General features: G+C 70.7%; 16 protein-coding genes. 8 read left to right on the top strand and 8 right to left on the bottom strand.

The genetic code is table 11. The annotated features are described in order from the left end of the window. The first annotated feature begins 262 nt into the window (after positions 1 to 262). The 4 genes from ACFYPA_RS09100 to ACFYPA_RS09085 all read left to right on the top strand — a co-directional run bounded on the left by ACFYPA_RS09100 (position 263) and on the right by ACFYPA_RS09085 (position 4,473). Positions 263 to 1,240: a tetratricopeptide repeat protein gene (locus ACFYPA_RS09100; protein WP_359077265.1), complete on the top strand. Its 978-nt coding sequence runs from the start codon at positions 263 to 265 to the stop codon at positions 1,238 to 1,240. Positions 1,241 to 1,840: 600 nt separating this feature from the next. Continuing rightward, on the top strand, positions 1,841 to 2,488 hold the full coding sequence (locus ACFYPA_RS09095) for a DUF6230 family protein (RefSeq protein WP_359077266.1): 648 nt from the start codon (positions 1,841 to 1,843) through the stop codon (positions 2,486 to 2,488). A gap of 97 nt (positions 2,489 to 2,585) precedes the next feature. Continuing rightward, complete coding sequence (locus ACFYPA_RS09090; RefSeq protein WP_359077267.1) at positions 2,586 to 3,176, top strand: DUF6114 domain-containing protein; 591 nt, start codon at positions 2,586 to 2,588, stop codon at positions 3,174 to 3,176. Continuing rightward, entirely contained in the window at positions 3,166 to 4,473 is a 1,308-nt protein-coding gene (locus tag ACFYPA_RS09085) for a hypothetical protein (RefSeq protein WP_389130730.1), read from the top strand. Before ACFYPA_RS09090 ends, ACFYPA_RS09085 begins: the two co-directional genes overlap by 11 nt. 129 nt (positions 4,474 to 4,602) lie before the next feature. Here ACFYPA_RS09085 and ACFYPA_RS09080 read toward each other — a convergent pair whose 3' ends face one another. The 4 genes from ACFYPA_RS09080 to pta form a co-directional block, all read right to left on the bottom strand. After that, on the bottom strand, positions 4,603 to 4,779 hold the full coding sequence (locus ACFYPA_RS09080; protein ID WP_359077271.1) for a hypothetical protein: 177 nt from the start codon (positions 4,777 to 4,779) through the stop codon (positions 4,603 to 4,605). A 268-nt stretch (positions 4,780 to 5,047) separates the two neighbouring features. After that, the gene (gene pyk / locus ACFYPA_RS09075) at positions 5,048 to 6,478 is read right to left on the bottom strand and encodes a pyruvate kinase (RefSeq protein WP_359077273.1); all 1,431 of its coding nucleotides are present in this window, start codon (positions 6,476 to 6,478) and stop codon (positions 5,048 to 5,050) included. Positions 6,479 to 6,552: 74 nt separating this feature from the next. Continuing rightward, positions 6,553 to 7,788: an acetate kinase gene (locus ACFYPA_RS09070; RefSeq protein WP_359314160.1), complete on the bottom strand. Its 1,236-nt coding sequence runs from the start codon at positions 7,786 to 7,788 to the stop codon at positions 6,553 to 6,555. Between the two features lie 8 nt (positions 7,789 to 7,796). Then, positions 7,797 to 9,869 (bottom strand): phosphate acetyltransferase, encoded by a 2,073-nt coding sequence (gene pta / locus ACFYPA_RS09065; RefSeq protein WP_359077277.1) that lies wholly within the window; start codon positions 9,867 to 9,869, stop codon positions 7,797 to 7,799. Between the two features lie 296 nt (positions 9,870 to 10,165). On the opposite strand from pta, the gene ACFYPA_RS09060 reads away from it, so the two are divergent. Beyond that, entirely contained in the window at positions 10,166 to 11,191 is a 1,026-nt protein-coding gene (locus ACFYPA_RS09060; RefSeq protein ID WP_359077278.1) for an ATP-dependent 6-phosphofructokinase, read from the top strand. A gap of 99 nt (positions 11,192 to 11,290) precedes the next feature. Here the strand turns inward: ACFYPA_RS09060 and ACFYPA_RS09055 are convergent, their stop codons facing one another. From ACFYPA_RS09055 to ACFYPA_RS09045, 3 genes are all read right to left on the bottom strand, one after another. Next, entirely contained in the window at positions 11,291 to 11,914 is a 624-nt protein-coding gene (locus ACFYPA_RS09055) for a helix-turn-helix transcriptional regulator (RefSeq protein ID WP_359077802.1), read from the bottom strand. A gap of 152 nt (positions 11,915 to 12,066) precedes the next feature. Further along, positions 12,067 to 12,753: a response regulator gene (locus ACFYPA_RS09050; protein ID WP_359077280.1), complete on the bottom strand. Its 687-nt coding sequence runs from the start codon at positions 12,751 to 12,753 to the stop codon at positions 12,067 to 12,069. Continuing rightward, a complete protein-coding gene (locus ACFYPA_RS09045; protein WP_359077282.1) occupies positions 12,750 to 14,423 on the bottom strand; it encodes an ATP-binding protein in 1,674 nt (557 codons plus the stop codon). The genes ACFYPA_RS09050 and ACFYPA_RS09045 overlap by 4 nt, the downstream gene beginning before the upstream one ends. Before the next feature lie 169 nt (positions 14,424 to 14,592). Between ACFYPA_RS09045 and ACFYPA_RS09040 the strand changes: the two genes are divergently transcribed. Continuing rightward, complete coding sequence (locus tag ACFYPA_RS09040; protein ID WP_389131064.1) at positions 14,593 to 15,951, top strand: cation:dicarboxylate symporter family transporter; 1,359 nt, start codon at positions 14,593 to 14,595, stop codon at positions 15,949 to 15,951. Positions 15,952 to 16,044: 93 nt separating this feature from the next. On the opposite strand, the gene ACFYPA_RS09035 is transcribed toward ACFYPA_RS09040, so the two are convergent. Beyond that, positions 16,045 to 17,517 (bottom strand): glycoside hydrolase family 16 protein, encoded by a 1,473-nt coding sequence (locus ACFYPA_RS09035; RefSeq protein ID WP_389130724.1) that lies wholly within the window; start codon positions 17,515 to 17,517, stop codon positions 16,045 to 16,047. 166 nt (positions 17,518 to 17,683) lie between these two features. On the opposite strand from ACFYPA_RS09035, the gene ACFYPA_RS09030 reads away from it, so the two are divergent. Then, complete coding sequence (locus ACFYPA_RS09030; RefSeq protein ID WP_359314150.1) at positions 17,684 to 18,115, top strand: MerR family transcriptional regulator; 432 nt, start codon at positions 17,684 to 17,686, stop codon at positions 18,113 to 18,115. Next, complete coding sequence (gene trxA, locus ACFYPA_RS09025; RefSeq protein WP_389130720.1) at positions 18,112 to 18,456, top strand: thioredoxin; 345 nt, start codon at positions 18,112 to 18,114, stop codon at positions 18,454 to 18,456. The genes ACFYPA_RS09030 and trxA overlap by 4 nt, the downstream gene beginning before the upstream one ends. Positions 18,457 to 18,498 lie beyond the last annotated feature (42 nt).

Below are 18,498 nucleotides of genomic sequence, written 5' to 3'. Positions count from 1 at the left end.
AGATCACCGAACACTCTTGTGCGTCAAGGGTGGGGGGCAGTTACGCTACGGGTCGTAGCGTAAGAACGATGGCCTGCCGTCGTGGCGCTGCGAACGAGCTACAGCCACAGGCGCCGGGTGGGGACCGGGCGCCGAACCGGGTCTTTCAGGGGCCCATGGACCGTGTCTGTCCGTGCACCTCGCACACCGGCGGGGGGCAGCGGACGGGTGCGGTTCCCGTATCGCTTTCCGGAACGGTGTGCCGAGGGGGGAGGATGTACGTATGCAGCCTAGGAACATGTCCATGAGCGGCGTCGTCGACCTCGCCGCGGTGAAGGCGGCCGGTGAGGCCAAGGTGAAGGCGGAGCAGGCCCGCGCCGAGTCCGCCCGGCAGGGTGGCCCCGCAGCCGTGCCCCCGTCCTCCCTCGTGATCGACGTCGATGAGGCGGGCTTCGAGAGCGACGTCCTCCAGCGCTCCGCCGAGGTCCCGGTCGTCATCGACTTCTGGGCCGAGTGGTGCGAGCCGTGCAAGCAGCTGGGCCCGCTCCTGGAGCGCCTGGCCCACGAGTACAACGGCCGTTTCGTGCTGGCCAAGGTCGATGTCGACGCCAACCAGATGCTGATGCAGCAGTTCGGGATCCAGGGCATCCCGGCGGTCTTCGCCGTGGTCGCCGGACAGGCGCTGCCCCTCTTCCAGGGCGCGGCCCCCGAGTCCCAGATCCGGGAGACCCTGGACCAGCTGATCCAGGTCGGCGAGGAGCGCTTCGGCCTCACCGGTATCGCGGTCGACCGGGACGCGGCGGGCCCGGAGGCGGCCGCGCAGCCCGCCGAGGTGCCCGCGGGACCGTACGACGCGCTGCTGGAGGCGGCCGCGCAGGCGCTGGACGCCAATGACTTCGCCGGCGCCGTCCAGGCGTACAAGAACGTCCTGTCCGACGACCCGGCGAACCCCGAGGCCAAGCTGGGCCTCGGGCAGGCGGAACTCCTGGGCCGGGTGCAGAAGATGGACCCGCAGCAGGTCCGCAAGGACGCCGCCGAGAACCCGGGAAGTGTGGACGCGCAGATCGCCGCTGCCGACCTCGATCTGGTCGGCGGTCACGTCGAGGACGCGTTCGGGCGTCTCATCGAGGCGGTCCGCCGCAACTTCGGCGACGACCGGGACCGGGTGAGGCTCCGCCTGCTGGAGCTCTTCGAGGTGATCGGCCCCGAGGACCCGCGCGTCGGAGCGGCGCGGACCGCGCTCGCGCGCGTCTTGTTCTGATCTGACAACACGGCCGTGGCCCCCGGTTGGGGGTCACGGCCTTTTTCGCGTTCTGGCGCTAACGAAGCCCTCCGCTTTACCAAATCTTGATAAAAGGGCGCCCTGTTACTCGCAGTAAATCGATCTTTGCGATCTGCCCGACTTCGATCGCCAATGGTGGCTTTCGTCTGGTGGGTCGGGGCAACCCTGCGTGCCCGCTCGGTGCCGCCCGGTCGCGGGTCGGTTATCGCGCCGTTACTAGCGAGTAACGAACCCCCTTGTGTCACGGCCGCGAATGGACCACGATCGGCCACGCTCGGTCCAATAACGCCAGTCCGGCTGCCAGTCGGTGCGGCGGCTCTGTTGGGTCCCCACCGAGTGGATCGGCGGCAGTGGCGCCGATCCCGGACAGGGGGGTTCCTGCTCACCGGCAGGGCCTGTCCGAACAGGTTGCGCGAACGCGTGGCCAGTGGTTGTCGCTCGGGGGTGATCGCCGGTGATGCGGGCGCGGTTCATGCCTCCGTTCTCAGGCGCTCTCCTTTCCGAGGACGTAGCACTTCTCCCATCCCAGGTCCGGCAGGATGCCAGGCCGGAGATGTACGTCCGAGAAGGAGGAAAAGTATGAGTTCCCAGGTTCGCGGTGGCACGAGATGGAAGCGTTTCGCTGTCGTCATGGTGCCGAGCGTCATAGCCACCGCCGCGGTGGGTGTCGGCCTGGCACAGGGCGCGCTCGCCGCGTCGTTCAGCGTGTCCGGCCAGGAGTTCAAGGTCAGCGCGGATGAACTGGTCGGCCAGGACTTCGTCCAGTACGGCAGTGTCGCGACGGGCAAGGACCTCAAGGGCAAGGACATGGCCGCTCCGGTCGCCGTGTCCGGGTTCAGCGAGGCCACCATCACGAACATGTGCCAGTCGGTCGTCACGCCCGACCTGCCGTTCGGCCTCGGCAGCATCACGCTGCAGCTCAAGGCGGGCACCGGCAAGGACAAGGTCTACGCCAAGGACCTGTACCTCGATGTCTCGCAGCTCGAAGCGGACGCCGAGTTCACGAACATCGACATCGGCGTCGCCGCCGGTTCGCTGAAGACGGACAAGCCCGGGAGCATAGGCATCCAGCCTGGCACCCAGGCCAACCCCTACGGGTTCTCACAGCGCGCCGACGTCGCCAAGCTGTCGGGCGTTCGCCAGCAGGCGTGGGCCACCACGGCAGGAACGTTCAAGCTTCCCGACCTGTCGCTGAAGCTGCACAAGGGCGTCAAGGAGTGCTACTAAGCACTCGCCCGGGTGGCCGGGGGACGCGTGACAGCGGGTCCCGGCCGCCCACCCTTCTCTTTCTCACAGCAGTACCGGTTCCAGGGAGCTGTTTTCCATGAGCCCCGAATCCCAAGGGCAGAACGAGCACTACCTCAGCGTCATCCGGCGGCGCTTCCGCATCTGGCGGGGTAACCGGCCGTTCTGGGCGGGCCTGTTCACCATGCTGGGTGGTGTACCCATCGCGTACTTCCCGTACGCGAACATGCACCTCGGCAACATGACGCTGGCCATGTCCACCACCGCGGGCGCCGGGTCGCTCATCATCGGAGTCCTGCTCATCACGCTGGGCCTGACGATGTGGTTCCACAGCATCGTCCGGGTGTTCGCCGGTGTCGCCGCTATCCTGCTGGCGCTGATCTCGATCCCCGTCGCCAACATCGGCGGCTTCCTCATCGGCTTCCTGTTCGCCCTCATCGGTGGCGCGCTCTCCGTGTCATGGGTTCCGGGCGAGCCGAAGACGGACGAAGCCGAACCGGCCCAGGGCCTTCTCGGCGAGGAGGAGGAGCCGGAACTCCTCGGCGCGGAACCGCTGGCCCCGGTCTACCCCGAGGGCGCGCTCCACGGGACGGGTGTTCCCGAGCAGCAGCATTCGGCGCAGTACGACACGACAGTTGAGGTCGACGGCGGGAGGCATCGTGCGGGGTGACGACAGGCAGGTGAACGCCCTCGGCGAGGGTGGGCTCGACGAGCGAAGAGGGCCGCGCCACGCCGCCCCCAGGAAGTCGCTGCTGACGAAGCTGCACATGCCCTCCGGCAAGAAGGCGTTCGCGCTCGCCGCGATGCCGACGGCCGTCTTCGTCGGGATGGGGCTCACCCCCAAGCTCGCGATGGCCGACGACGCCACCGACATCCCGTTCGCGCCCGGCCCCTGTGTGACCCGCTCCGACGAGCCGAGCGAGTCGGCGGATCCGTCGCCCTCGGCGTCGAAGACGCCGTCGCCGTCGGCCACCGAGAACGCCGAGCCCAAGCCGTCCACGAGCGACGAGGCGGCCGCCGAGCCCACGGCGACCCCGTCGGCGTCGGCGAGCGCCACGGACGAGGCGACGACCGACGCGGCCGACACGACCAAGAAGAGCGCCGACGCCCCGGCCGCGACGGCGAGCCCGAGTCCCTCCGCCACGAAGTCGACGAACCCGCTCGACCCGCTGGGTGTCGGCGACGCGCTCAAGGACCTCTTCGACGGACCGGACAAGGAGACGGCGAGCCCGTCCCCGAGCGCCACCACGGCGACCCCGGAGCCCTCGAAGTCCGCCACCGCGGAGCCGACGGACAAGGCCTCCGACGAGCCCGTCGAGAAGGCCACGGACGCGGCGAAGGACACGGTCGACAAGACCGCCGACGCCATCCGCGACGCGGCGGAGAAGGCCGGCAAGCCGGTCAAGGAGCTCGACGAGGACGTCAAGGGTCTCGACCCGAAGGCGGACGAGGACATACCGGACGGCGCCAAGCCCTCCTTCCCGTGTCCGACCGCCGACCCCGAGGCCCTGGCCGCGGCCGAGCTGGAGCCGGGCATCCCGCGCCTCCCGAACGACCCGTGGGTCCTGGAGAGTTCGCTGCTCACCCTGGGCGGCCTCGACTACAAGGGCATCGTCGAGGTGGAGAAGGGCGACGGCAGCACGAAGAAGGTGCTGAAGTTCACCGCCTCCTCCATCGACATCAAGGACCTCCACCAGCTGACGGTCGGCCCGATGCCGGGCGTGACCGGTCATGTGAAGGCGCGGAAGGGCTCCACGTCCACCATCCGCGACGGTGAGGTGACGATGTACACGGAGGAGCTGAAGGGCAACCTCTTCGGCCTCATCCCGATCACCTTCAGCCCGGAGACCCCGCCGCCGCTGAACGTACCGTTCGCGTTCTTCACCAACGTGAAGCTGAAGCAGGCGGGCCAGTTCGGCGGGACGCTGAAGGTGCCGGGCCTGCAGAACTACTTCACGAAGGCCTGACGCGGGCCGACCCCGTCCGGGAGCCGCTGCAACAGCTGCGGGCCGCCCCTCTTCAGGAGGAGCGGCCCGCAGCCTTGTCTCCCGGTACGGGTTTCCGTGCGGGAATTGCGTTCACCGGAGGCGGTCGGGTCAGGTCGTGACTTCCTCGCCGCGCATGTTCCATGCCCGGGTGAATCCCGGCGAGCTTGCCGGTTCGGAGAAGGTCACCACACGGGGAGAGTGGTGCACGTGACCGCCGACGCGGCCCTCGGGAACCGGAGGGAACGCGACGTCCATGTACTCACCCTCGGAGAGTTCGTACTCCATTCCCGAAGGCTCGAACCGGACCGTGAGGGGTCCGTCGAGCGCAGTGACCTGAATACGCAACTCGCACCAGCCTTCCGGGATGTACTTCTCGAGGTCGGCCCGCGGGCCCGTGTCCCGTTCTGTCGGGTCACGGTGCGGAGCTCGTCGTAGCACGTGCACATGACCCGGACCGGCCCGGATCCCGGCCGGCCCGACGCCCGAGGGCGGTGCCCCGGTCCGTTCCGGACCGGGGCACCGCCCTCGTCTCGCGTACGGGACCGCTGTGCGGTCAGTCGCGGACCTGGCCGCCCACGTGGTGCACGCGCACCATGTTGGTCGTGCCGGGGACGCCGGGAGGCGAACCGGCCGTGATGACCATCGTGTCGCCGTTGCTGTAGCGGTTCAGCTTCAGCAGCTCCGCGTCGACCAGGTCCACCATCGCGTCCGTGGTGTCCACGTGCGGGACCACGTAGGCCTCGACGCCCCAGCTGAGGGCCAGCTGGTTGCGGGTCGACTCGTCCGTGGTGAAGGCCAGGATGGGCTGGGCCGCGCGGTAGCGGGAGAGGCGGCGGGCGGTGTCGCCGGACTGGGTGAAGGCGACCAGGGCCGCACCGTTCAGGAAGTCCGCGATCTCGGCAGCGGCCCGGGCGACCGAACCGCCCTGGGTGCGCGGCTTCTTGCCCGGCACCAGCGGCTGGAGGCCCTTGGAGAGCAGCTCCTCCTCGGCGGCGACGACGATCTTCGACATCGTCTTGACCGTCTCGATCGGGTACGCGCCGACCGAGGACTCGGCGGACAGCATGACCGCGTCCGCGCCGTCCAGGATCGCGTTGGCGACGTCGGACGCCTCGGCGCGGGTCGGGCGGGAGTTGGTGATCATCGACTCCATCATCTGGGTCGCCACGATCACCGGCTTGGCGTTGCGCCGGCACAGCTCCACCAGGCGCTTCTGCACCATCGGGACCTTCTCCAGCGGGTACTCGACGGCGAGGTCGCCACGGGCGACCATCACACCGTCGAACGCCGCGACGACGCCCTCCATGTTCTCGACGGCCTGCGGCTTCTCGACCTTGGCGATGACGGGGACCCGGCGGCCCTCCTCGTCCATGATCTTGTGGACGTCCTTGACGTCGCCCGCGTCGCGCACGAAGGACAGCGCGACCAGGTCGCAGCCCATCTTCAGGGCGAAGCGCAGGTCGTCGATGTCCTTCTCGGACAGGGCCGGGACGTTGACCGCCGCACCCGGCAGGTTGATCCCCTTGTGGTCGGAGATCACCCCGCCCTCGATGACGATGGTGTGGACGCGGGGGCCGTCCACGGAGACGACCTTCAGCTCGACGTTGCCGTCGTTGATCAGGATCGGGTCGCCCTTGGCGACGTCGCCGGGCAGGCCCTTGTAGGTCGTGCCGCAGATCGACTTGTCCCCGGGGACGTCCTCCGAGGTGATGACGAACTCGTCCCCGCGGACCAGCTCGACCGGCCCCTCGGCGAACTTCGCCAGGCGGATCTTCGGGCCCTGGAGGTCGGCGAGCACGCCCACCGCCCGCCCGGTCTCGGCGGCGGCCTTGCGGACCCGGTCGTAACGACCCTGGTGCTCCGCGTGGGAACCGTGACTGAAGTTGAATCGGGCCACGCTCATGCCGGCCTCGATCAGAGCGACGAGCTGCTCATGGGAGTCGACGGCGGGGCCGAGGGTGCAGACGATTTTGGAACGGCGCATGAGGCGGATCCTATCGGTTTGTTTCGCTGCGGAATATTCCGTCTGGTGGAAGATACAAAGGGGCGCGGGGGTGCTCAGTTGTCGACCAGGGCGAAGGTCTGGCCGGCGATCTCCAGCTCCTCGTCCGTCGGCACCACGGCGACCGCGACCCGTGCGTAATCCGGCGAGATCAGCCGGGGTTCGCCGGACCGTACGGCGTTGAGGTCCGCGTCCACCGCCAGGCCGAGTTCCTCCAGGCCGGCGATGGCAGCCTCGCGTACGGGAGCCGAGTTCTCGCCGACCCCCGCCGTGAACACCACGGCGTCCACCCGGCCGAGCACCGCCGAATAGGCGCCGATGTACTTCTTCAGCCGGTGGACGTAGATGTCGAATGCGAGCGCCGCCCGTTCGTCCCCCTCGTCGACCCGGCGCCGGATCTCCCGCATGTCGTTGTCGCCGCAGAGGCCGACCAGACCGCTCTTCTTGTTGAGAAGTTCATCGATCTCGTCGGCCGACATGCCCGCCACCCGCTTCAGGTGGAAGGTGACCGCCGGATCGATGTCTCCCGAACGCGTACCCATGACCAGCCCCTCCAAGGGGGTCAGTCCCATCGACGTCTCCACGCACCGGCCGCCCGCCACCGCCGAGGCGGAGGCGCCGTTGCCCAGGTGCAGGACGATGACGTTGACGTCCTCGGGAGCCTTGTCCAGCAGCTCGGCCGCCTTGCGGGAGACGTACGCGTGCGACGTGCCGTGGAACCCGTAGCGGCGGATGCGGTGGGCGTCCGCCGTCTCCACGTCGATCGCGTACCGCGCCGCGTACTCCGGCATCGTCGTGTGGAACGCCGTGTCGAAGACCGCCACCTGCGGCAGGTCGGGGCGCAGCGCCTGGGCCGTGCGGATACCGGTGATGTTGGCCGGGTTGTGCAGTGGCGCCACCGGCACCAGGCGCTCGATCTCCTTCAGCACCTCGTCCGTGATCACGGTCGGCTCGGTGAACCGCAGCCCGCCGTGCACCACCCGGTGGCCGATCGCGGCCAGCTCGGGGGAGTCCAGTCCGAGTCCGTCGGCGGCCAGTTCCTCGGCGGCCGCCTTCAGCGCCGCGTCGTGGTCGGCGATCCGGCCCTCGCGCTCCCGGCTCCCGCCGCCACCGGTCAGCGGGGTGTGGACGAGGCGCGACGTCTCCTCGCCGATCCGCTCGACCAGGCCGGACGCGAGGCGGGTGCGGTCGCGCATGTCGAGGAGCTGGTACTTCACGGAGGAGGAGCCGGAGTTGAGGACGAGCACCCGGCTCGCCCCCTTGCCTGCTGCGGCACCTTCGGTGGTGGTCATGTCGCGGGTCACTCCTCGCCCTGTGCCTGGATCGCCGTGATGGCCACGGTATTGACGATGTCCTGGACCAGCGCGCCCCGGGACAGGTCGTTGACGGGCTTGCGCAGCCCCTGGAGGACCGGGCCGACGGCCACGGCGCCCGCCGAGCGCTGCACGGCCTTGTACGTGTTGTTGCCGGTGTTCAGGTCCGGGAAGATCAGGACCGTCGCCTGGCCCGCCACCTCGGAACCGGGCAGCTTCGTCGCGGCGACGCTCGGCTCGACCGCCGCGTCGTACTGGATCGGACCCTCGATCATCAGGTCCGGGCGGCCCGCCCGGACCTTGTCCGTCGCCTCGCGGACCTTGTCGACGTCGGCGCCCGTGCCGGACGTCCCGGTCGAGTACGAGAGCATCGCGATGCGGGGCTCCACGCCGAAGCGGGCGGCGGTGACCGCGGACTGCACGGCGATGTCCGCGAGCTGCTCCGCGTCCGGGTCCGGATTGACCGCGCAGTCGCCGTACACCAGGACCTTGTCGGCGAGGCACATGAAGAAGACGGACGAGACGATCGAGGCGTCCGGCTTCGTCTTGATGATCTCGAAGGCCGGACGGATCGTCGCCGCCGTCGAGTGCACGGCGCCCGAGACCATGCCGTCCGCGAGCCCTTCCTGGACCATCAGGGTGCCGAAGTAGTTGACGTCCGAGACGACGTCGTGCGCGAGCTCGACCGTCACCCCGCGGTGGGCGCGCAGCTGTGCGTACCGCTCCGCGAACGCCTGCCGCAGCTCGGAGGTCTGCGGGTCGATCAGCTGGGTGCCGGCCAGGTCGATGCCGAGGTCGGCGGCCTTCTTGCGGATGACGTCGGGGTCGCCGAGCAGGGTGAGGTCGCAGACGTCGCGTCGCATCAGTACGTCGGCGGCGCGCAGCACCCGCTCTTCCGTGCCCTCCGGCAGCACCACCCGGCGGCGGTCCGCGCGGGCCTGCTCCAGCAGTTCGTGCTCGAACATCATGGGCGTGACCCGGCCGCTGCGGGCGACCGAGATCCGGTCGAGGAGTGCGGTCGTGTCGACATGTCGCTCGAAGAGCCCGAGTGCGGTCTCGGCCTTGCGAGGCGTCGCCGCGTTCAGCTTGCCCTCCAGGGCGAAGAGCTTCTCGGCGGTGGGGAAGGAACCGTCGGCCACCGCGACGACCGGGGTGCCCGGGGCGAGCCGTGCGGCCAGCTTGAGTATCTCCTCACCCGGCCGCTCGTTCAGCGTCAGCAGCAGGCCCGCGATGGGCGGCGTACCGGCGCTGTGCGCGGCCAGCGAGCCGACCACCAGGTCGGACCGGTCCCCGGGGGTCACCACGAGGCACCCCGGGGTCAGCGCCTTCAGCAGGTTCGGCAGCATCGCGCCGCCGAACACGAAGTCCAGTGCGTCCCGCGCCAGCCCCGCGTCGTCGCCGAGCAGGACCGTGCCGCCCAGCGCCGTGGTGATCTGCGCGACCGTCGGCGCCGAGAGGGCCGGGTCGTCCGGCAGTACGGAGCACGGCACCGGCAGTGTGGCCGAGAGCCGCTCCGCGATCACCTCGCGGTCCGCGGAGGCCACCCGGTTCACGATCATCGCCAGGACGTCGCAGCCGAGCCCGGCGTACGCGCGGTAGGCGTTGCGCGTCTCGGCCCGCACGGACTCCGCGTCCTGGTCCTGACCGCCGACCACCGCGATCACCGAGGCGCCGAACTCGTTGGCGAGCCGGGCGTTCAGGGCCAGCTCGTCGGGGAACTGGGTGGCCGCGAAGTCGGTGCCGAGGACCAGCACCACCTCGTACGCGGCGGCCACCCGGTGGAAGCGCTCGACGAGCCGGGAGACCAGCTCGTCCGTCCCCTGCTCCGCCTGGATCGCGGAGGCCCGGTGATAGTCGAGGCCGTAGACGGTCCCCGGGTCCTGGGAGAGCCGGTAGCGGGCCCGCAGCAGTTCGAAGAGCCGGTCGGGGTCGTCGTGGACCAGGGGCCGGAAGACCCCGACCCGGTCCACCTGACGCGTCAGTAGCTCCATGACTCCCAGATCGACGACCTGGCGGCCGTCTCCCCGGTCGATCCCGGTCACGTACACGCTGCGCGTCACGTGCTCTCCCGTCATCTCTTGTCCGGCTTGCTGTCCGGTTCGAGGGGTATCGCCTGTTTGACGATACCTGCGGGGGCCGAGAGGCCGCCCGCCGGACGAAAGCCCCTGGTCGCAGCCGCCCGGGCCGCCGCCACGGCCGGTCCCGCCGCCCATGGAGCAGCCGGAAGCGCGAGGTACGGACCTGACGTGGGACAATCGTCGTGACTCACGGTACGGGGGATGATGCCGTTGCCCCGGCCAGCACGGCAGCCGGACGGGCCCCCAGGGACTGTCCGGCGGACAGGAGATACAGCACGATGCGCATCGGAGTTCTCACCGCAGGCGGCGACTGCCCCGGCCTCAACGCAGTGATCCGCTCGGTCGTGCACCGTGCCGTGGTGGGTCACGGCGACGAGGTCATCGGCTTCGAGGACGGGTTCAAGGGCCTCCTCGACGGCCACTATCGCCCCCTGGACCTCAACGCCGTCAGTGGCATCCTCGCCCGCGGCGGAACGATCCTCGGCTCCGCCCGCCTGGAGCGCGACCGGCTGCGCGAAGCGGCCGAGAACTGCGCCGAGCTGAGCCGGCGTTACGGCATGGACGCGCTGATCCCGATCGGCGGCGAGGGCACCCTCACGGCCGCCCGGATGCTGTCCGACGCCGGAATGCCCGTGGTCGGCGTCCCGAAGACCATCGACAACGACATCTCGGGCACCGACCGCACCTTCGGCTTCGACACCGCGGTGGGCGTCGCCACCGAGGCCATAGACCGGCTGAAGACCACCGCCGAATCCCACCAGCGCGTCATGGTCGTCGAGGTGATGGGCCGCCACGCGGGCTGGATCGCGCTGGAGTCCGGCATGGCCGGCGGCGCGCACGGCATCTGCCTGCCCGAGCGGAAGTTCCAGGTCGAGGACCTGGTCAAGATGGTCGAGGAGCGCTTCGCGCGCGGCAAGAAGTTCGCGGTCATCTGCGTCGCCGAAGGCGCGCACCCGGCCGAGGGCTCCATGCCGTACGCCAAGGGCGCGATCGACCAGTTCGGCCACGAGCGCTTCCAGGGCATCGGCAACCGCCTCGCCGTCGAGCTGGAGACCCGGCTCGGCAAGGAGGCCCGGCCGGTCATCCTCGGCCACGTCCAGCGCGGCGGCACGCCGACCGCGTACGACAGGGTGCTCGCCACCCGCTTCGGCTGGCACGCGGTGGAGGCGGCCCACCGGGGCGACTTCGGGAACATGACGGCCCTGCGCGGCAACGACATCCAGATGGTGCCGCTGGCCCACGCGGTCACTCAGCTGAAGACCGTGCCCCTGGACCGGATGCACGAGGCCGAATCGGTCTTCTAGCCCCGGCACCGGCACGGTGAGGCTTCAGTGGCTCCGGCAGTCCCACGCGGGACGGCCGGAGCCACTCGCGTGCGGAGAGCCGTGCCGGCCCGGTACGCCCTATGCCTCCGCCGTCTCCCAGAACCGTCCCACGATCCCCGCGAGGAACGCCCGGCCGGCGTCCCCGGTGGCACCCGGCCGTTCCGTGCCCGTGCTGCTCCAGCTGAGCGTGGACACCATCAGTGCCTGGTAGTCGGAGTGCAAGCGCTCCAGCATGTTCTGGACCTGCGGCCGCTCCACCGGCGCGAGCTTCGACACCGGCTTGACGTACCCCTGCCAGCGGGTCGTCACCGCGCTGCGCAGCAGCTCGGCCAGCTCCTCGTCCCGTCCGGAAACCGTCACGAACGCGGCGGCGCCGAGTCCCAGCGCCTCGATGAGCGCGGCGGACTGGCGCTCGTTGCCCCGCCACCGGCCCGACTCCTCCATCCGCAGATACGCGGACGCGGACATCCCGAGCTCTCCCGCCAGCTCCTCCGGGGTCAGCTCCCGGGCGACCCGGTGCTCGCGCAGCGTGCGGGCGGCGGTGAGGAGCTCGCCCGGGGCGCACCACAACACCCCGGCCAGCGCGGTGAGTTCGTACTCGCTCGGCCAGGCGAGTCCGCGTTCCCAGGCCGCGACGGTCTCGGCGCTGATCCGGAGGCCGTACTGGGCGCCGAGGCCGTAGGCGACATGGCCGGGGGCCATACCCAGGGCCTCGCGGAGTCTTCGCGCGGCGGGGGCGTTGAAAGGCGGGGTGGGGTGCACGGCCCTACCGTAGGAGGTCAGAGACGGTATGACCACGGTGTGTTCACACTATGACCACGTCTCATAGGAACGTCCAGAGGATTAGACCCTTTCTAGGGAGCCGCCCGGCGTCCCTCCGTCAGCCACCGGTAGTGCAGCTCCGGGCGCCCGATCTGACCGTACTGCGGACTGCGCACCGCCCGCCCTTCGGTCACGAGGTGTTCCAGGTAGCGGCGCGCCGTGATCCGGGAGATGCCGAGCTCCAGGCCGGCCGCCGCCGCCGTCACGCCGTCCGGAGCCGCCCGCAGCACGCGGGTCACCGCCTCCAGGGTCGGGCTGCTGAGCCCCTTGGGCAGGCGGGCGGGCTGCGGCGTGCGCAGGGTGGCCAGCGCGCGGTCCACCTCGTCCTGGCCGCTCGCCTCGCCGGCCGCGCCGCGGAACTCGGCGTAGCGCACGAGCCGGTCGCGCAACGTGGCGAAGGTGAACGGCTTCAGCACGTACTGGACGACACCCAGCGAGACCCCCTCACGGACCACGGTCAGATCGCGGGCCGAGGTCACCGCGATCACGTCGGCCCCGTGCCCGGCCGCGCGCAGCGCACGCAGGAGCTGCAGACCGTGCCCGTCGGGCAGATACAGGTCCAGGAGCAGCAGGTCGACCGGGACGCGGTCCAGCGCCCGCACCGCCTCGGCCCGGGTGTGTGCGACGGCCGCCACGGCGAAACCCGGGACGCGGTTCACGTACAGCTGATGGGCGTCGGCTGCGACGGGGTCGTCCTCGACCACCAGTACCTGGATCACCGGGTTCTCTCCTTCCGCACACCGCTGCCCTGCGCGAGCGGCAGCCGTACCGTGAACTCCGCGCCGCCGTCCGGCCCCTGCTCCAGCACCACGTCCCCGCCGTTGCGGTGCGCGGCCTGCCGGACGAGCGCCAGGCCGAGCCCGCGGCCCGCGCCGTGTGTCGACCAGCCGCGGCGGAACACCTCCGCCGCGTCGGCGGGCCCGACGCCCGCGCCGTTGTCGGCGACGCGCAGCAGGAGCTCCCCGTCCCCGGCGAGCGCGGTGACCGTGACCCGGGCGCGGGCCGGGCGCGGTCCCGTGCGCTGAACCGGGACGCCGCCGCCCTCCGGCGGCGCACCCGTCACCGCCTCCGACGCCGCGTCCACCGCGTTGTCGATCAGATTGCCGAGGATGGTCACCAGGTCGCGCTGCGGCAGCGTCGCGGGCAGGGCCCCGTCGTCGATCAGGCTGTCGTCCGCCAGCACCAGCTCCACCCCGCGCTCGTTCGCCTGCGCCGCCTTGCCGAGCAGCAGCGCGGCCAGCACCGGCTCGCCGACCGCGCCCACGACCCGGTCGGTGAGGACCTGGGCCAGCTCCAGCTCCGCCGTGGCGAAGCCGACCGCCTCCTCCTCCCGGCCCAGCTCGATCAGCGAGACCACGGTGTGCAGCCGGTTCGCCGCCTCGTGCGCCTGCGAGCGCAGGGCCTGGGTGAACCCGCGCTCGGAGTCCAGCTCGCCGGACAGTGCTTGGAGTTCCGTGTGGTCGCGCAGGGTGATGACGGTGCCGCGCCGCTCCCCGCCCACCACCGGACGGGTGTTGACCACGACCACCCGGTCCGCCGTCAGATGCACCTCGTCGACCCGCTCCTCCGAGGCGAGCAGGGCCCCGGTCAGCGGAGCGGGCAGGTCGAGTTCGGTGATCCGGCGCCCGACGGTGCCGGGCGCCAGGCCCAGCAGCTCGCGGCCCGCGTCGTTGATGAGGGCGATCCTGCGCTGCCCGTCGAGCATCAGCAGCCCCTCGCGCACCGCGTGCAGGGTGGCCTCGTGGTAGTCGTGCAGCCGGCTCAGCTCGGCGGCGTTCATCCCGTGGGTGTGCCGCCGCAGCCGGGCGTTGATCACGTACGTGCCGAGGCCGCCGAGCGCCAGCGCCGCGCCCGCCGCGAGCGCCAGCGCGCCCAGCTGGGCCCGCACCTGCGAGGAGACCCGCTCGACGGTGATGCCCGCGCTGACGAGGCCGACGATCCTGCCGCCGTCCCGGATCGGGGTGACGACCCGTATCGAGGGGCCGAGCGTGCCGGTGTACGTCTCCGAGAACGTCTCGCCCCGCAGGGCGCGGGCGGTGTGGCCGAGGAAGCTCTCGCCGATCCGCTCGGCGTGCGGGTGCGTCCAGCGGACCCGGTGCGGATCCATGATGGTGACGAAGGCGATGCCGGTGTCCCTGCGGACCTGTTCCGCGTACGGCTGGAGCACGGCCGAAGGGTCCGGGGTGCGGATCGCCTCCCGTACCGACGGTGAACCGGCGATCGCCAGCGCGGCCGTCCGCACCTGCCGGGTCGCGGTCTCCTTGGCCTGACCGCTGCCGGAGACGTACGCGAAGAAGGCGCACCCCGCGACCACGGCCGCGACCAGCACCACCTGCATGGCGAAGAGCTGGCCCGCCAGGCTGCGCGGGCGGGTACGGGGGAAGCGCATCCCCCCAGTCTGCCTGGCCGAAAACCAAGAGGGGCCGACCGCCGGCGGGCGGCCCTCTTGTGAACGAAATGCACGCAACGGTGACCGGCGTCACAGGGGCCGGAATAGTCACCGGGGCCCCCAGGGACGGGGGAGGGATCAGGAACGAGCCGAGGAGACCCTCGTGGGAGTGGCCACCGCCAAGCGGGACCGTACGAAATATCTGTATCTCGCTGTGATCGTGGCGGTGGGGCTCGGCATCCTGGTGGGCCTCGTCGCCCCGGACACCGCCGTCGAGCTCAAGCCGATCGGAACCGGCTTCGTCAACCTGATCAAGATGATGATCTCGCCGATCATCTTCTGCACGATCGTGCTGGGCGTCGGCTCGGTCCGCAAGGCCGCCAAGGTCGGCGCCGTCGGCGGTCTGGCCCTCGGCTACTTCCTGGTGATGTCGACCGTCGCCCTGGCCATCGGCCTGGTCGTCGGCAACATCCTGGAGCCCGGCTCCAGCCTCCACATCACCGAGGCGACCCGCGCCGCGGGCGAGAAGCAGGTCTCGGGCGCCAGCGAGTCCACCGCGGACTTCCTGCTCGGCATCATCCCCGACACCATGGTGTCGGCCTTCACCGCCGGCGAGGTCCTCCAGACCCTGCTCATCGCCCTGCTCGCGGGCTTCGCGCTCCAGGCCATGGGCTCGGCGGGCGAGCCGGTCCTGCGTGGCATCGGCCACCTCCAGCGCCTCGTCTTCCGCATCCTCGCCATGATCATGTGGCTGGCCCCGGTCGGCGCGTTCGGCGCGATGGCGGCCGTGGTCGGTGAGACCGGCGTGGACGCGCTGAAGTCGCTCGCGGTCATCATGATCGGCTTCTACATCACCTGCGCGGTCTTCGTGTTCCTGATCCTGGGCACGATCCTGCGCCTGGTGGCCGGGCTCAACATCTTCTCCCTGCTGAAGTACCTGGGCCGCGAGTTCCTGCTCATCCTCTCCACCTCCTCCTCCGAGTCGGCGCTGCCGCGGCTCATCGCGAAGATGGAGCACATGGGCGTCAGCAAGCCCGTCGTCGGCATCACCGTGCCGACCGGCTACTCCTTCAACCTCGACGGCACCGCGATCTACCTCACGATGTCCTCGCTGTTCATCGCCAACGCGACGGGCGACCCGCTGAGCGTCAGCGAGCAGATCTCGCTGCTGGTCTTCATGGTGATCGCCTCGAAGGGCGCGGCGGGCGTCACCGGCGCGGGCCTCGCCACCCTCGCGGGCGGCCTCCAGTCGCACCGCCCCGAGCTGGTGGACGGCGTCGGTCTGATCGTCGGCATCGACCGCTTCATGAGCGAGGCCCGCGCCCTGACGAACTTCGCGGGCAACGCGGTGGCCACGGTGCTCGTCGGCACCTGGACCAAGGAGATCGACAAGGAGCGGGTGGACCAGGTCCTCTCCGGAGCGCTCCCGTTCGACGAGGCGATGATCACGGACGAGGGGCCCACCGAGCCGCACGTCCCCGAGGCCAGGGACGGCGGCGAGGAGAAGCCCGCGCTCGCGAAGGTGTGACGCGTCGCTGACGCGGCCGGTACGGGACTCCCGTACCGGCCGCTCCCGTCCGTCCGGCCGGTCCTCAGCCGTGCGGGACGGGCACGGCGGTCCTCAGCCGTACGGAATGTGTACGACGGACTGGTTGCCGACGCCCACCGTGCTCGTGCCGTTGCCGATCGCGTTCCAGACCTCGACCCTCACCGTGCCGTTGACCAGGTTGCCGTGGCTCCCGGTGGACGACTTGAGTCCCTTGCTCTGTGTGTAGTGCTCGTACCCGTTGACCGGATCGGTGGCGAAGTACTGGTACGTCTCCGCGCGGTCCCAGGTGCCGTCGCCCGTCCGGTCGTAACTCACCCGCACCTGCTGGCCGTTGGCGATGGTCGTGCCCGAGTCGGCGAACACGTCGAACTGGGTGGAGCCGCCGTCGTAGGCCCGGGTGATGCCGGTGGCGGTGAAGGTCTGCGGACTGTGCGGGGCGCCGTCGTAGTTACCGCCTCCGGCCGAGGCGACCGTCACCGAGGAGGCGGCGGACTGGGTGGCCCCGAGGCCGCCGGCGCTGCGCAGGGCCAGGGTCGAGGAGCCGGAGGGCGGGTCCGTGGGCGGGTCGGTCGGCGGCTCGGTGGTGCCTCCGCCGCCCTTGGTCCACACGCCCACGTAGTCGACCAGCATGGGCCGGCCCGGGACGGTCTCGGCGGTCGGGGTGGAGCCGCCGAGGGCGTTCGGGAAGGCGCCGCCGATCGCGAGGTTCAGCAGCAGGAAGTACCCGGCGTGGTCGGTCATGTTCGCCCACGTCGCGGCGTCCAGCTGGTTCTGGGTGACGCTGTGGAACAGCTGGCCGTCGACGTACCAGCGCAGGGCGTTGGGGGTGACGGCGCGGTCCCACTCGAAGCGGTAGGTGTGGAACGCGGACTGGCAGCTCGCCCCCGGGCAGGTGCGGCTGTTGCCGAGGCCGGTGGTCTCGTTGCAGGGGCCGCCCGGGTTCACCCCGCAGTGCAGGACGCCCCAGACGGAGTTGATCCCGTTGACGTTCTCCATGATGTCGAATTCGCCGATGCCCGGCCAGTTCCAGTAGTTGCCCCGGTAGGGGGAGCCGAGCGCCCAGAAGGCCGGCCAGTAGCCGAGGGCCGCGTTGCCGGTGACGTTCGGCATCTGTACGCGGCCCTCGATGCGCAGGGTGCCGCCGGCCGGGGCCTTGAAGTCCGCCCGCTTGGTCTCGATGCGGCCCGAGGTCCAGTTGCCCGCGCCGTCGCGGAGCGGGGTGATGCGCAGGTTGCCGCTGCCGTCGAGGCTGAGGTTGTCGGGGCTGGCCGTGTAGTTCTGGATCTCGCCGGTGCCCCAGTTGCCCGGGCCGCCGGCATAGCCGTGCCCGGTGTCGATCTGCCAGTTCGCGGAGGAGGGCAGGCTGCGGTTCGCGCCGTTGAAGTCGTCGCTCCACTGGAGGTTCCAGCCGGGCGTGGCCGGTACGTCGCCGCGGGCGGGCCCGGAACCGGCGACGGTGATCGCCCCGGCGAGGGTGAGGGCCAAGGCCGTGACGGCGGCGAGGACGGTGGTGCGTCTGTGGGGGGTGGTGCGGCTCGTACGCAAGGGAACCTCCGGTGGGGACGGTGCCGGGAAGGTCGTCGTTGAGAGCGCTCTCACGGGTTATTTAGTTGCACTCGGGGCGGCCGTCAATGCCTCCGGCCGTTCCACTTTCCGAAGACGGCCGGGCGGGCCTTGCCTTGACGCCGACGTCAAGGCTTACGGTCGGGCCATGCGAATCGGGGAACTGGCCGAACGGGCCGGGACGACGACACGGACGCTGCGGTACTACGAGTCGCGGGGCCTGCTGCACGCACGCCGCGCGGAGAACGGCTACCGCGCCTACGACGAGGCCGATCTGCGGCTGATCCAGCAGATCCGGACCCTTCAGGACTTCGGGTTCGACCTGGAGGAGACCCGCCCCTTCGTCGACTGCCTGCGCGCGGGCCATCCGGCGGGTGACTCCTGTCCGGCCTCGCTGGCCGTCTACCGGCGCAAGCTCGGTGAGCTGGACGCGCTCATCGCCCAGCTGCGGTCGGTCCGCACGGAGGTGGGGGCCCAGCTGGCCCGCGCCGAACTGGAGGCGTCCGCCGAGCTGCCGGGCGGCCCCGAACCACGCTGTGAACTGCGACCGATCGGTCCGGAACGGGAGGACGAGAGATGATTCACGCAGAAGGTGTCGCCGAGGTCACCGACACGACGTTCGACGCGGAGGTGCTGGCAGCCGGCCTGCCGGTCCTGGTCGAATTCACCGCCGACTGGTGCGGCCCCTGCCGTCAGCTGGCCCCCGTGCTCAGCGCGATCGCCGCGGAGGAGACCGGCCGGCTCAAGGTGGTGCAGATCGACGTGGACCACAACCCGGAGATCACCAGCCGCTACGCCGTGCTGTCGATGCCCACCCTGATGGTCTTCCAGGACGGCGAACCGGTGAAGTCGATGGTGGGCGCCCGCCCCAAGCGGCGACTGCTCCAGGAGCTGGAGGGTGTGCTTCCGGCGCCGGTCTGACGTACGGCCGACGGCCGGGGTCCGCGCCACGTCCTCGTGGTG

The sequence above is a fragment of the Streptomyces sp. NPDC005775 genome (assembly GCF_042871565.1).
In the GTDB taxonomy this organism is placed as follows: Bacteria; Actinomycetota; Actinomycetes; order Streptomycetales; family Streptomycetaceae; genus Streptomyces.
The sequence above is the reverse complement of the archived record's forward strand: the minus strand, read 5'-3'. Positions and strand labels throughout refer to the sequence as shown.

Bases quoted from the DNA above. Each gene is read 5' to 3' on its own strand.
- ACFYPA_RS09100 (WP_359077265.1), top strand. From the start codon at position 263: ATGCAGCCTAGGAACATGTCCATGAGCGGCGTCGTCGACCTCGCCGCG.
- ACFYPA_RS09030 (WP_359314150.1), top strand. From the start codon at position 17,684: ATGCGAATCGGGGAACTGGCCGAACGGGCCGGGACGACGACACGGACG.
- ACFYPA_RS09045 (WP_359077282.1), bottom strand. From the start codon at position 14,423: ATGCGCTTCCCCCGTACCCGCCCGCGCAGCCTGGCGGGCCAGCTCTTC.
- trxA (WP_389130720.1), top strand. From the start codon at position 18,112: ATGATTCACGCAGAAGGTGTCGCCGAGGTCACCGACACGACGTTCGAC.
- ACFYPA_RS09055 (WP_359077802.1), bottom strand. From the start codon at position 11,914: ATGGCCCCCGGCCATGTCGCCTACGGCCTCGGCGCCCAGTACGGCCTC.
- ACFYPA_RS09070 (WP_359314160.1), bottom strand. From the start codon at position 7,788: ATGACCACCACCGAAGGTGCCGCAGCAGGCAAGGGGGCGAGCCGGGTG.
- ACFYPA_RS09090 (WP_359077267.1), top strand. From the start codon at position 2,586: ATGAGCCCCGAATCCCAAGGGCAGAACGAGCACTACCTCAGCGTCATC.
- pyk (WP_359077273.1), bottom strand. From the start codon at position 6,478: ATGCGCCGTTCCAAAATCGTCTGCACCCTCGGCCCCGCCGTCGACTCC.
- ACFYPA_RS09080 (WP_359077271.1), bottom strand. From the start codon at position 4,779: ATGGAGTACGAACTCTCCGAGGGTGAGTACATGGACGTCGCGTTCCCT.
- ACFYPA_RS09095 (WP_359077266.1), top strand. From the start codon at position 1,841: ATGAGTTCCCAGGTTCGCGGTGGCACGAGATGGAAGCGTTTCGCTGTC.
- ACFYPA_RS09060 (WP_359077278.1), top strand. From the start codon at position 10,166: ATGCGCATCGGAGTTCTCACCGCAGGCGGCGACTGCCCCGGCCTCAAC.